Raw genomic sequence first — 13,031 nt, 5'->3', positions numbered from 1 at the left:
GCGTCGGGCATATGCGCCAAAGGCTATCACCGCCTCACGCGCTTCGCCAGCAGACCGCGTGTCGATGGGTTTCGGCATCGCGCGCACGCGCTCTTCCGACTTGAGGACGCAGACCGGGATGACCCGGGGGGAGCGCTACCAGGGCGCGCTTGCGTCCGCGGTCGACCCGCGCGCCTGTCTGGCCGAGATGGGCGTGCGCCAGCCCGACGCTTGGATCGCGGAAGCGACCGAGTGGTCGCTCTCGCTCAGCGAGTCGTGACGAACGCGAAGTCGCTGACCACGTACTTCGGATCGGGCTCCCGGCGCCACAGCGGCGCGAAGCGCGGACCGGTTCCGAGATCCGCTACGTGCGGGGTCGCCCTGGACTGGGGCTGCGGCATGCCGTTTTCCCAGAAGATGAAGCGGCGCCTTTCGGCGTGCCACCGGCCGGTGGTCATCGTGTTGTCGAGATACCCGCCGTAGTAGGCGCCGTGCTGCAGCGAACTGATCGACAGTACCTTGTGTTCGAGCAGGGCATGCTGCGCCGCCGTAAGCGGGGGCCTCGCGAGCGCGCCGGGCCGGTTGCCGACCGGCGTTGAAGGTACAGTCATGGTCGCCCTCCTTTCCCCTTGCGGGGACCGTACCCTCCCTTGGTACCTATTTCACTCCTATCCCGCTCTCGGGAAAAGCCGAATCCGCCGTATGGCGGCCAGGGCAGGACAGACGGTTTCCAGGACTGAGAACGGCGGGTGACAAGCGGGCCAAAATGAGGAATGAACGGCACTTCAGGCGTTGATGTCCTCTTAGTGCGCCTGGGTCCGACTTCAGGCGCGCCGCTTGCGGCGCGTTGCCCTGAGGGCCGCCGCTGGTCGCTGTTGGAAGGAAGTCTGCAGTCTTGCGTAATCGAGCATGATCACGGCTCGCAGTTGGGCTTCGCTGTACTTGCCCCCCTGCGGCAGCGAAACCGCAAAGGCGCCGGGCTGGTGCATAGGAGCGATGCAGTATCGGTCGGGCTGGCCGATTCCGATATGCCCACCGAATCGGCCATTACGGTTACGTCAACCGGTCCCTATTCTTGGCTATTTACCTGAATCAACTCGATACTCACTCCATCAGGCGCTTCGACATAGCAAAGCACCATTCCGGGCTTGAATTCCCAAGGCTCGACGGCCATGCGCACGCCTTTGCGTTTGAGTTCGTCGCAGAAGGCACGCAGGTTGCCGCGATAGCTGAAACCAAAGTGGTCGGTCCCCCATTCGTTGTGGCTGGAAAAGCCGTTGAAGTGCTGCATGGGGCGGGGCCGGGCCGGCTGCTCGCCCGGCCGCTGGCCGCGGATGACGATCGTCATGCCACCGACCCGGACGTCGATCTGCGGCGCGCCGCGCAGATTCTCCTGCACCGCGCTGATCTCGCCGCCGAACATCGCGCAATACCAGTCGGCCGCCGCTTTCGGATCGCGGCTGATGAGGTGAATGTGGTCGAACAGCAGTGCCTCTCCCATATGGCCTCCTTCCTCCTCGCGGTCTGCGCGGGATCAGATCGCGCTCCTCGCGGAATCATGGCATTTCCGCCGGCCACGCGGAAAGACCACTCGCTCTTGCGCCGCCCCACAGCCGGCGGTCGTATGTCGCCACTGCGACGCCTTCGCCCACCGCGGGAGCGGGAGTGCCGGTGTGCCCTACCTGCTCCTGATCGGAATCGCGATCGGGCGCAAGGGAGAGGCAGTCGCGTTGCGTATCTTCAGCGGCACCGCGATGAAGAGGAACTCGTACACCCGGTCCCTCGACAGATCCTCCAGCCAAACCGCTTCGAGCAGCGAGACGCCTTTCTCGGCCTGCAGATAAGTGTGCACCGGTACGAAGTTCTCCGGGTCCTTCGAGGGAAAGCTCTCGACCCCGAAGTTGTCTGCGCCGAGCAGCATCGCCTGCTGCGTCTCCACCAGCCACTGCGCCGCCTGCGGGCTCACTCCGGCCTGATCCAGAAGGCGGTACTGCTCCACGTCGGGCCGCAGGGTCATCAGACCGGTTCGCCTCAGCACTACGTCGCCCGGGCGAAGCGTGGTGCCCTGCTTCCTCAGCGCTTCCTGCAGGTCCGCCGGGGTGATGGCGTAGGACGATGGCAGGTAGGGCACACCCTTGGACTTGGCGACGCCGATCAGAACGCCGCGGGCGATGCCCCCTGGGTCGGAACAAGCCCGGGGAATCGCCTGCCTACCAGGACTTCAACAAATGCTGGCCGGCATCGCGTAGTGATACCCGCCGGCAAACACAAGCGCCGATGACACCGGCTTGCCCGGGATGAGCTTCGACACCGCCGCGCGGTACTCCTCCAGTTGTTTGCGGTAAGGCTTCGCTGCCGCGGCCAGGTTCTCGGGATCGATCGCCTCTCCGGTCTTGTAGTCGAGCACCCAGATCTCGCCCTCCAGCTCGACCAGCCGGTCGATGCGCTTCAACTCGCCGGACTCGGAGACGTAGGCGAGCTCGTTGACGGCCCGCAGGTATTGTTTCGGGTCGAAGAAGCGTCTGAGTTCCGGCGAGGCGAGGATCGCGTGAGCTTCCTTCCAGATGCGCTCGAACTCGCTCTCGTCCAGACCGAGCTTGCGCCGCAGAAAGTCGCGGTCTTCGATCGCGCGCGGCGGGGCCATGTGTTCCAGGAGCGCGTGCAATAGCGTGCCGTGGCGCCGGCGCGGATCGACCAGATTGTCCACGCGCCGCCCGACGTTGAGCGGCGCCGAGAGCGCTTCCAGCAGCGCGCGGTCGAGCACCGGCACCGCGGTCGGCGGCGCCGGCTGCGCTGCGGCCGGCGGCAACGCGACCGGGAGCGCACCCACGCGCTCGACCGCGGCCGCGACCTTCGCATGCCAGCTCGAGTCGGCGCCACGGCCGTCGATGCCGCTCACGATCAGGGCCTGCTTCGCGCGAGTCATCGCGACGTAGAGCAGATTCAAGTCTTCGCGCGCGGCGAGTTGCGTTTCGCGGCTCACCAGCGGTTCGCGGCTCGCGCCGGTCTCGCTCTTGCGCGTCAGCAGCGAGAAGTGCCCAGGCAGCGCTGCTTCGGGTGGCCAGTCGACCAGCGCGCTGTAGCCTTCCGCGCGCCGATCGCTGGCGGCGGCGTCCAGCAGCCAGACGATCGGCGCTTCGAGCCCCTTGGCGCCATGCACGGTGAGGATGCGCACCGCGTCCGCGCCTTCCACGACGATGCCCTCGCCCGGCGCCTCCTCTGGCGTGGCGCGCTTGAGATCGGCCAGCTGGTGCAGGAAGCCCTGAAGGCTAGGATAACGGCCGGCGTCGGTAGCGAGCGCGACTTCCATGAACGCACGCAGGTTGGCGGCCACCGCGGTGCGCATCGGGGCCGGCACTGCGGCCTCGTAGCGCCGCATCACGTCGGCCTCGAAATAGATGCGGTCGAGCAGGTCGTGCACGGGACGGCGATCGACTTCACGCAGCCAACCCGAGAGCAGTGCGTACGCGCGCGCCAAAGTCTCCGGCGCCGCACCCTCGTGCGCGAGCTTCTGGAGCCGTCGCCACCAGTTGGAGCCGGGGGAAGAGGCGAGCAGCGCGAGATCCTCGTCGGCGGCCGAGAACAGCGGCGAGCGCAGTGCGTGGGCAAGGTGCAGATCGGAGGACGGCAGCACCAGGAACTGCAGCAGCGCCATGAGGTCGCCGGTCTCCAGCGTGTCCAGCAACCCGCCCTGGCGCGAAGAGAGGTAGGGGATCTGCGCATGGCGCAGCGCGCGCTCGTAGATGTCCAGGTGCGTGCGGCGCGCGACCAGCACCATGATGTCTTCGTAGCGCGCCGGCCGCGGCGTGCCGCTTTCGTCCCGCACTTCCCAGCGGCCGACGATCTGCCCGATGGTCCGGGCGAGCTGCTGGGCTTCGCGCTCGCGCCGGCGGTCGGTGGCGTCCACGCGCGGCGCATCGAGCGGATTGCGCCACGCGACCGGCGCCAGTTCCTCTTCGTCGTGCGCAATCAGCGGCTTCACCTGGACGGCACCGGGCAGCCGCGGGCGAAGGGTCTCGTGCGCCAGGAATGCCTCGAACAGCGGCTCCTGGCCGAAGAGCGCGTTCACAACCTCCACGATGGGTGGCGCGTTGCGGCGAGTGACATTCTGCTCCAGACGACGAGCACCGAAGCGTTCCTGCAGGTACTGCGCCGCGATGCCGAACAGCCGCGGCTCAGCGCGGCGGAAGCGATAGATCGACTGCTTCGGGTCGCCCACCAGGAACACGGTGGGCCGCGACCCGGCTTCCACCGAAGCCGTCAGCCACGCCGAAAGCACCTGCCACTGCAGCGGGTTGGTGTCCTGAAATTCGTCGAGCAGGATATGGCGATAGCGCGCGTCGAGCTTGTACTGCATGTACTCCGCATGCTGGCTTTCGTTGAGCAGCTCCCAGGCCTGCCACTCGACGTCGGTGTAATCGATCAGCCCGCGTTCCGCCTTGATGCGCTGATAGGCCGCGAGCAGTTCGTGCCCGCAGGCAAGCCCCGCTTCGTTCAAGCGAAACATCGCCTGCTCGGTCAGGTGGGAGCGCGCCACCGCAAGGCGCGCTCCAAGCCCGGCGTGCAGCTCCAGCAGACGCGCCTGTCCCGCCGCGCCGAGGCGGCGCTCGACGGCTGCATTCGGCGCACGCGCCCGCAGCTCGCCGTCCGTCTTGAACAGCTTCGAGCACAGGATCTCGAAGCGCCGCGCGGGCGGCAACGGTTCGCTGGCCAGGACAGCGGTGGCCGTCTTCCGGTCGCCCGGGGTGCCATTGCGCGCCAGCAGGGCGGTGTATTCGCGCAGTTGCGCGATGAACGTCGCGTCGCCGAACAGCTCGGCACAGACGTCGGCCTGCGGCGCAACCGGCATCTGTGCACGCAGGCGGTCGAGCGCGAACTGCACGGGATCGGGTGCGCCGCGGACGAAGGACCACCACTCGGCGCGCTTGTGCAGGAACCCGATCAGCAGCGAGCGCGTGTTGGCGAGCCCGCAGGTCGCGAACAGATAATCGAGCGCGCGCGCGAGCGGGCTTTCCGGGTTGTGCCGCAAGTGTTCGGCGAAGAGCTGCCACGCTTCGTCGATCAGCGCCGAAGTCTGCTCGACCAGGCTCGCCGCGCCGGCTCCGGCCGCAAGCGGCGCCTTTCTGAGCAGTTGCAGGAACCAGCCGTGGAACGTGCCCACCGTGATGCCGGGCTGATCGGTCAGGAAGCCCTCGAGGAGCGTGCGTGCCTTCGGCAGCAAGTCTCGTATCTCGCTCTCGGGCACTTCGCGGATGCGCAGAAAATCGATCACCTCCTCGTCGGGCAGCGTGGCGAGATCGTGCAGCCAGTCGTGCAGCCGGGCGGCCATCTCCTGCGCGGCCTTGCGGGTGAACGTGATCGCCAGGATCTCGGAAGGCTTCGCGCCGGCGAGCAGCAGGCGCACGATCCTGGAGACCAGCAGCCAGGTCTTGCCCGAACCGGCGCAGGCTTCGATCACCACGCAGCGCGCGGGGTCCAGCGCCGCGCGGTTCAGTTCGCGGACCGGGTCGCTCACAGCCAGTAGTCCCGGCGGCACAGGCCGCGCATTTCGCACCACGCGCACGCCGCGTCGATGCCTTGTGCGGGCAGGCTCGCGCCTTCATGAAGACGGCCAAACAGCTCGCGCAGTCGCTCAATCGCGCGGGCGCTCTCGCGCAGCACTTCGGCGGGCAGCGGCACCGGCTCCACGGTGCCGCGATCGAGGCTGAGATAGAGCGCTTCGACAACCTCGCCCTCCACGAGCTGGGCGTACACGGCGAGCTGGACGTCTTCGCCCGTGTCTTTCAGGTCGCGCTTGAGCGCGTCCTTGTCGCGCGTCTTGTAGTCGAGCACCGCGAAGCGCCGCGCGCCGCCGTCGTCGCGCACGTCCACCCGGTCGATGCGGCCTTCGAGCGTGAGGCCGTGGCCACCGGGAATTTCGAGGTCGATCGTGCGCACCAGCTCGGCGCAGTGAAAGCGCCAGCCCGCGTTCTCGCGCTCGAGCTGCCAGTCCAGATAGGCGGGAATCAACGCCTTCCAGCGCAACAGCCAGCCGTGGCTGAGATAGTCCGCCTCGGTCGCTTCCTGAAACACGGCGTCGCTCAACCGCGCGAGCGATTGCTCGAGCTGCGCGCGCGGTTGTCCGGAGAGCACCGGACAGGATTCATGGAAGCGCTTCAGCACCCGGTGAACGTGCTCGCCGTAGTCGCGCTTCTCCAGCGCCTCCCGTACCTCCTGCGGCTCGCGTAGTCCGAGAAGATGGCGCGCGTGAAACTGATAGGGACAGGCGAGCAGGCTGTTGTACCCGCTCGCGCTCACCTTCTTTGGCAGCAGCGCGGCGCGCGCGGTGGGCGCGGGGCGCCGAGTCTGCGCCGGCACGACAGCCAGGATCGGCGGCGGAACTTCGGCCGCCGCGGCGAGTGCGCCGATGCCCCCGTCACCGAGTCGCTCGCCCCAGGCCAGCTCGTGAAATACCTGCAGGCGTTCCACGAAAGGGCTCGCCAGATTCTTTTCTCCGGAGCGCATCGACTGCCAGGTGAGCAGCGCGCTTTGAGTGCGCGCGAGCAAGCCCAGTAGATCGTCGCGCATCTGGGCGATCTGGCGCTGCGCGGTCGGCAGCCCCAACTGCTCGCGCACCGACTCGTTGAAGAAAGCGCCGCGCGCGAGCTCTCCGGGCAGATGCGCATCGTCGCATCCCACCAGCACGACCGCGTCGAAACGGCGCAGGCGTGTGAGCGAGAGCTGGGTGAAGATCACCGGGCTCGCGATGCCGCTGTCGCGGAACTCGGCGCTTTCGAGCCGGCGATTGAGCCACTGACGCCACTCGCCGAAGGAAAACGTGGCGTCCACTTCGCGCAGCTCGCGCGCCAGCCGTTCGAGCAGCTCCATGAGCTGCAGCCCGGCCGCGTCGCGCCGCAAGCCCGTGTCTGCGCCCAGCGCCGCCAGGCTGCCGAACAGCAGCTCCAGCCAGTCGTGCAGGCTGCGCCTGCGGTCGCGGTGGAAGAGGCGCGCCGCCCTGCGCAGGCGCTCCAGCAGTTCGAGCGCGGCACCGGCCCTGCCTTCCTCCTGCACCGCCGCGATGTAGTCGGACAGGCCGGAGACGATCGAGTGTCCGCGCGCGACCCGCTCGATTTCGAACACGGCCTCGCGACGCGCCTGCCAGTCGGCCGCGATGAACGGCGACTTGAGCAGGTCGAGCAGGTCCTGGTGATAGAAGTCGCCGGAGACCGCGTCGAGCCAGCGCATCATCACCGTGGCTGCGGAAGTGGTGGAGAAAAGCCAGCCGGTTTCGTCCGTGACCATCACTTGCGCGCGCTCGAGCAGCGCGCGCACCCGTCGCGCCACCAGCCGGTCGAGCGCCACGACGGCCACGCTGCTTCTGCCCTCGACGAGCCAGCGGCGCACCTGCGCGTTTACGGCCTGAGCCTCGTGTTCCAGGCCGGGCGCGCCATAAAGCGCAAGGCGGCCGGCCGCGGGACTGTGCGGGAGCCGCTTCGCGGCGGAGCGCGCGCGGCTGCGCAGGTCGGGGCCGTCCACGCTCAGCGGCCAGGCGGCGTCGAGCAGCCGTGCGAGGGAATCGTCGTCGCAGTTCGAATGGCAGCGGTACCGGCGCACGGGAGCGCGCCGTGCGTATGCGCGAAAGAAGGCATCCTCGGCGGGAGTGGGCTCGGGGAGCGCCACCGCGTAGAGCGGCGAATCCGCGCTTTGCGCGATCTGCGCAAGGCGCAGGTGATACAGCGCGGCTTCACCGAGGCGCGCAGCGTCGGGCGCCGAGGCTGCGTGCCAAAGCTCGTGGACGAGCCGCGCTTCGAGTTGCATCGGCTCTCCCGCGCGCGCCCGGTAAGCGGCTTCCAGTTGTGAAACGAATTCTTCGAGCGTGGCGGGCAGCTTCACGCCGAAGCGGGTGAGATCGTCGAACAGTGCGCCCAGTTCGGCAGCCAGCGGCCAGAGGTCGCTTGCGCGCACCCAGTTGCGCGAGCGCAGCGCATCGAAGAGCTGCGCTTCGCGTACGCTTTCCGGCAGCGCAGGGGCGGGCGCCGGCTCGGCTGCGACCCATTCGGCGAGCGTCGTGAAGCGTGGTAACCGGAGCATGCGCCCGGCCGTGCGTGCCAGCGCGCGCGCGATCTCGGACGCGCAGTGGAGATTGGGCAGGACTACGACCGCACGCCCCAGGTCGGGGAGCGTTTCGCGATGTTCCTCCAGCAGATCGCGGGCGACACGCTCAACCAGCGCTCCAGGGCCGGCGGCGCGCTCGAGCGGTGCAGCGGAAGGTTCGGACATGGGGCAGCCGCTGCGGCCACCGAAGGGCCTATTTCTCCAGGTACTGGCGCTTGGCCTTCACGTCCTTCCAGTCGTCGGCATCGGGCGGTGCCTCCTTCTTTTCGGTGATCGGCTTCCACACCTTGGACAACTCCTTGTTCAGCGCGATGAAATCCCGCTGCTCTGCGGGCACGTCGTCCTCCGCAAAGATCGCTTCCACCGGACATTCCGGCACGCACAGCGTGCAGTCGATACACTCGTCCGGGTCGATCACTAGCATGTTCGGCCCCTCGCGGAAACAGTCCACCGGACAGACATCCACACAATCGGTGTATTTGCACTTGATGCAGCTTTCGGTGACGACATAAGTCATTGGAGGGTTCCTTGCAAAGCGGGCCAGCCGGAAAAACTGCTTGACAAAGTCGTCGGCCGGCTTCACATCATGGTTTGAGGTAGTTCAAACACCGCGGGAGATCGTCCTGGCGGGAAGCGCGCATTGTAGCAAAGCGTGCTCTGCGCCCAGGTCTGGGCAAGGTCCGGTCATCTCCGTATTCCCCAGAGGAACAATGGGTTATTGCTTGGTAGCAGCTGGTCGCGTTGATTGTCGCGCGGGTTTTTGGCTAGCATTGGCGCCGTCATTCCCGCTTTCCGCCCATCCGGGCGGATCAGTTCCCGATTTGGAGAAGCAGTCCCGGCTCTTTCTAGAGGCGTCTATTGATGAGTGAACGCATACACCACGTGACCGACGACACATTCGAATCCGAAGTGCTGCAGTCCCCCGTGCCCGTACTGGTGGATTACTGGGCCGAATGGTGCGGGCCCTGCAAGATAATTGCGCCGATTCTCGAAGAGGTCGCGAAGGAGTACGAGGGACGGCTCAAAGTGGCCAAGCTCAACATCGACGAGAACCAGTCCACACCGCCCAAGTACGGCATCCGTGGCATTCCGACCCTCATGCTGTTCAAGAACGGGAACATCGAGGCGACCAAGGTCGGCGCCTTATCCAGATCCCAGCTTGCGGCCTTTATTGACAGCAACATCTAACCTCGTTTAGGCTTGCTCGCAGTTGTCAGGCTGATCGTCGCGTCCGAGGAGAAGCGAGCGGCCGGCGGCGGGCAAGATTCCTTCCCGCTCTCTTTCCTTTCTCTGTTCTTTCCTGGCTATTCGCAGTCCGTAAGGCCCTCACCGTATGCATTTATCCGAACTGAAAAACCTCCACGTCGGCGAACTTGTCGAGATGGCGATCGCCAACGAGATCGAAAACGCCAACCGCATGCGCAAGCAGGACCTGATCTTTGCGCTGCTGAAGAACCAGGCCAAGAAAGGCGAAAGCATTTTCGGCGGCGGAACCCTCGAGGTCCTGCCCGACGGATTCGGCTTCCTGCGATCTCCGGACACCTCGTACCTGGCGGGGCCCGACGACATCTACGTCAGCCCCTCGCAGATCCGGCGCTTCAACCTGCACACCGGAGACACCATCGAGGGAGAGATCCGGACGCCAAAGGACGGGGAACGCTACTTCGCTCTGGTCAAGGTCGACAAGGTCAACGCGGAACCACCCGAGAATTCCAAGCACAAGATCCTCTTCGAAAACCTTACCCCGCTCTTTCCCACCGAACAGTTCATCATGGAGCGGGACATCAAATCAGACGAAAATCTCACCGGACGCATCATCGACATCATCGCTCCCATCGGGCGCGGCCAGCGCGGCCTGCTGGTGGCGAGCCCCAAGAGCGGCAAGACGGTGATGCTGCAACACATCGCGCACTCCATCGCGGCGAACTACCCGGAGGTTTACCTGATCGTGCTGCTGATCGACGAGCGGCCGGAAGAAGTGACCGAAATGCAGCGCTCGGTGCGCGGCGAGGTAGTGTCCTCCACGTTCGACGAGCCGGCCACGCGCCACGTGCAAGTGGCGGAGATGGTGCTGGAGAAGGCCAAACGCCTGGTCGAGCACAAGAAGCACGTGGTCATCCTGCTCGATTCGATCACGCGTCTGGCGCGCGCCTACAACACGGTGGTGCCGGCCTCCGGCAAGGTGCTCACCGGCGGCGTGGATGCCAATGCCCTGCAGCGGCCGAAGCGCTTCTTCGGTGCCGCGCGCAATATCGAGGAAGGCGGCAGCCTCACTATCATCGCCACCGCCTTGATCGACACCGGCTCGCGCATGGATGACGTGATCTACGAGGAGTTCAAGGGCACCGGCAACATGGAGATTCACCTCGATCGGCGCATGGCCGAGAAGCGGATCTACCCGTCGATCAACGTCAACCGCTCCGGCACACGGCGCGAGGAACTACTGCTGAAGCCGGAGATCCTGCAGAAGGTCTGGATCCTACGGAAGCTGCTTTACCCGATGGATGAACTGGAAGCAACCGAATTCCTCGTGGACAAGCTTAGGGCCACCAAGAACAATGCGGAGTTCTTTGACTCCATGAGACGGGGATAGATTTGACCGTTGAGGCTTCGTTCAGCCCCCTGAAGGAACTGCGCTCGGCGCGCTACCCGCAAACGGGCGACTGCGTCGCAAACGAGTCCGCGCGCCAGTTCGTCGACTCGATGGCAGGGAGGTGAGAAAAGCCGTAAGGCGAAAGGAGTGAGGAGCAAGGATTGAAGTGTGAGCGCACCACGCTTCGCTCGCCCTGTCGCCTCACCGCGGCGGCTATCCGGCTTGCAAAGGCCTGAAGCGGCGAGGATAATGCCGCCCTTCTCTCAGGGGCCGGCGCACAATCCGCCGCCAAGAAAGGACTGCGATGAAATCGGGCATTCATCCCGAGTATCGGGAGATCACCGTGACGTGTTCCTGCGGCAACACGTTCAAGACGCGCTCGACCTACGGGCGTGACCTGCATATCGAAGTGTGTGCGGTATGCCATCCGTTCTACACCGGCAAGCAGAAGATCGTCGACACTGCAGGCCGGGTCGAGCGTTTCAAGCAGAAATACGCGCGCGCGGGCGGCAGATCCAAGGCTGCCTGACCACCTTCGGCCGCTCCACGAAAAGGCAGCTTCGGCTGCCTTTTCTTTTTCCGGTCGGCGGACTGCCCGGGGCTAGAATACGGACCATGCCACACGCCGCGGCGCCCGTCCGTCCTTTCCGGGCCGAAGAAGTGCCAGCCCGCAGATGACGCCTTGAACAAGAATGCTGCGTCCAGCACACCTGTTTCGACACGACAAGCTCGCCAGCTGGCTTTCCGTCCATCCCACACAGCTCACGATCTCGATCTGCGCCGTCTGGATCCTCGCGGGACTGGTCGGGCACGATCCCTGGAAGCCCGACGAGGCGCACACCTTTGGCGTGGTCTACCGCCTGCTGCAGACCGACGACTGGATCGTGCCTTCGCTCGCGGGAGAACCGTATCTGGAAAAGCCGCCGCTGGCGTACTACGCCGCGGCGCTCACCGGCCTGATTTTTTCCCCGATCCTGCCGCTGCACGACGCTGCGCGGCTCGCCACCGGGTTCTGGATGGCGCTTGTCTTCCTGTTCACCGCCTACGCTGCGCGCGAACTGTTCGGAGGCAAGACCCGCTGGGTCGCAACGCTGATGCTGCTGGGATCCGGCGGGCTGCTGGTGCGCGGACACCAGCTCACCAGCGAGATCGTGCTGCTCGCCGGAATGGCGATCGCCGTCTATGGCCTCGCCGCCGCGCCCCGGCGGCCGCTGCTGGGAGGGTTGTGGCTGGGCGTGGGCTGTGGCGTGACGCTGCTGTCAAGCGGTCTGTTCGAGCCGATCATGCTGGCGCTGGCGACCACCGCCATGGCAGTCGTGTCGCCGCTGTACCGGACCCGGCAATTCGCTCGTTGCGTGATCACCGCGCTGCTGATCGCGGTGCCCTGGGGGCTGGTGTGGCCGCTCGCGCTCGCCGCGGACTCGCCCCACTTGTTCAGAGAGTGGTTCTGGAGCGAGAACTGGACGCGAATTCGCTCCCTGTTCTCGTTCAGCCGCGACGAGGACTACCTCTATTACCTGAACATCCTGCCCTGGTTTTCCTGGCCCGCGTGGCCGTTTGCCGCCTGGTCGCTGTGGGTGGCCGGGCGTGACGGGATGAGCCGGCGGGAAGTACAGCTTCCGCTGGTTTTGTTCGCCGCCTTCTTCCTGTTTCTCAGCATTGCCGGGGAAGGCCGGGATATCTACGGACTGCCGCTGCTGTTGCCACTCGCGCTGCTCGCGTCCATGGCCTTCGAGCAACTGCCGCGCGGGGCGCTGAACGCCTATTACTGGTTCACGATTGCGGTCGGGACGTTTTTCTCGCTGGTGACCTGGGTCTACTTCAGCGCGGTGGAATGGGAGGTGCCGCGCCGCCTGGCCGACCACATGTTCGAGCTGCAACCGGCCTACGCCCCCAACACGCACCCACTGATCATCGTGCTCGCCGCGCTGATAACCGTCGTCTGGCTGGCACTGGTGTTCAACGTCAAACGGGCACCGGAGCGGCCGGTCATTCTGTGGGCGGCTGGTCTCACCACGGTCTGGACCCTGATCGCCACCCTCATGGTGGGCTGGATCGACACGGGCAAGACTTACCGCGACGTGATCGGGCGACTTGCCCAGGCGCTTCCGGCCAGCCATGGGTGCATCTACAGTCAGGGGCTGGGGGAGCCGCAGCGCGCCATGCTGGATTATTTTGCGCAGATCACCACCGTGCGCCTCGAGCGGGCGGGCGAGCGGCCGCGGTGTGAGCTGCTGATCACGCAAGACAACTGGGACCAGCCACAGGTCCTGGGCGCGCCGTGGGAACTCATTTGGGAGGGACAGCGCCCTGGTGACAAAGAGGAGCGTTACCGGCTCTATCGCCGGCTCGCTTCGTGAGTGAT

11 protein-coding genes are annotated in these 13,031 nt (G+C 66.0%); 5 read left to right on the top strand and 6 right to left on the bottom strand.

Annotated features, from left to right (window positions below; translation table 11 throughout):
• Positions 1-64: 64 nt before the first annotated feature.
• Entirely contained in the window at positions 65-259 is a 195-nt protein-coding gene (locus VNM24_04205; GenBank protein ID HWQ37804.1) for a hypothetical protein, read from the top strand.
• Here VNM24_04205 and VNM24_04200 read toward each other — a convergent pair.
• From VNM24_04200 to fdxA, 6 genes are all read right to left on the bottom strand, one after another.
• Entirely contained in the window at positions 246-590 is a 345-nt protein-coding gene (locus tag VNM24_04200) for a hypothetical protein (protein ID HWQ37803.1), read from the bottom strand. The two genes, VNM24_04205 and VNM24_04200, sit on opposite strands and share 14 nt — an antisense overlap.
• Before the next feature lie 458 nt (positions 591-1,048).
• Entirely contained in the window at positions 1,049-1,480 is a 432-nt protein-coding gene (locus tag VNM24_04195; protein HWQ37802.1) for a VOC family protein, read from the bottom strand.
• Between the two features lie 177 nt (positions 1,481-1,657).
• Positions 1,658-2,152 (bottom strand): cyclase family protein, encoded by a 495-nt coding sequence (locus VNM24_04190; protein ID HWQ37801.1) that lies wholly within the window; start codon positions 2,150-2,152, stop codon positions 1,658-1,660.
• Positions 2,153-2,200: 48 nt separating this feature from the next.
• Positions 2,201-5,494 (bottom strand): UvrD-helicase domain-containing protein, encoded by a 3,294-nt coding sequence (locus VNM24_04185; GenBank protein ID HWQ37800.1) that lies wholly within the window; start codon positions 5,492-5,494, stop codon positions 2,201-2,203.
• Positions 5,491-8,238 carry a PD-(D/E)XK nuclease family protein gene (locus VNM24_04180; protein HWQ37799.1) on the bottom strand — a complete coding sequence of 916 codons (2,748 nt, stop codon included), beginning with the start codon at positions 8,236-8,238 and terminating at the stop codon, positions 5,491-5,493. The genes VNM24_04185 and VNM24_04180 overlap by 4 nt, the downstream gene beginning before the upstream one ends.
• A gap of 28 nt (positions 8,239-8,266) precedes the next feature.
• Positions 8,267-8,590, bottom strand: a complete 324-nt coding sequence (fdxA, locus tag VNM24_04175) for a ferredoxin FdxA (protein ID HWQ37798.1) — start codon at positions 8,588-8,590, stop codon at positions 8,267-8,269.
• Positions 8,591-8,934: 344 nt separating this feature from the next.
• Between fdxA and trxA the strand changes: the two genes are divergently transcribed.
• From trxA to VNM24_04155, 4 genes are all read left to right on the top strand, one after another.
• Complete coding sequence (gene trxA / locus VNM24_04170; protein HWQ37797.1) at positions 8,935-9,261, top strand: thioredoxin TrxA; 327 nt, start codon at positions 8,935-8,937, stop codon at positions 9,259-9,261.
• A gap of 145 nt (positions 9,262-9,406) precedes the next feature.
• On the top strand, positions 9,407-10,666 hold the full coding sequence (gene rho, locus VNM24_04165; GenBank protein HWQ37796.1) for a transcription termination factor Rho: 1,260 nt from the start codon (positions 9,407-9,409) through the stop codon (positions 10,664-10,666).
• A gap of 304 nt (positions 10,667-10,970) precedes the next feature.
• A complete protein-coding gene (gene rpmE / locus VNM24_04160) occupies positions 10,971-11,195 on the top strand; it encodes a 50S ribosomal protein L31 (protein ID HWQ37795.1) in 225 nt (74 codons plus the stop codon).
• Between the two features lie 163 nt (positions 11,196-11,358).
• Positions 11,359-13,026 (top strand): hypothetical protein, encoded by a 1,668-nt coding sequence (locus VNM24_04155; GenBank protein HWQ37794.1) that lies wholly within the window; start codon positions 11,359-11,361, stop codon positions 13,024-13,026.
• Positions 13,027-13,031 lie beyond the last annotated feature (5 nt).

This window comes from Burkholderiales bacterium, from assembly GCA_035560005.1.
In the GTDB taxonomy this organism is placed as follows: domain Bacteria; phylum Pseudomonadota; class Gammaproteobacteria; order Burkholderiales; family Eutrophovitaceae; genus DASRFY01.
The sequence above is the reverse complement of the archived record's forward strand: the minus strand, read 5'-3'. Positions and strand labels throughout refer to the sequence as shown.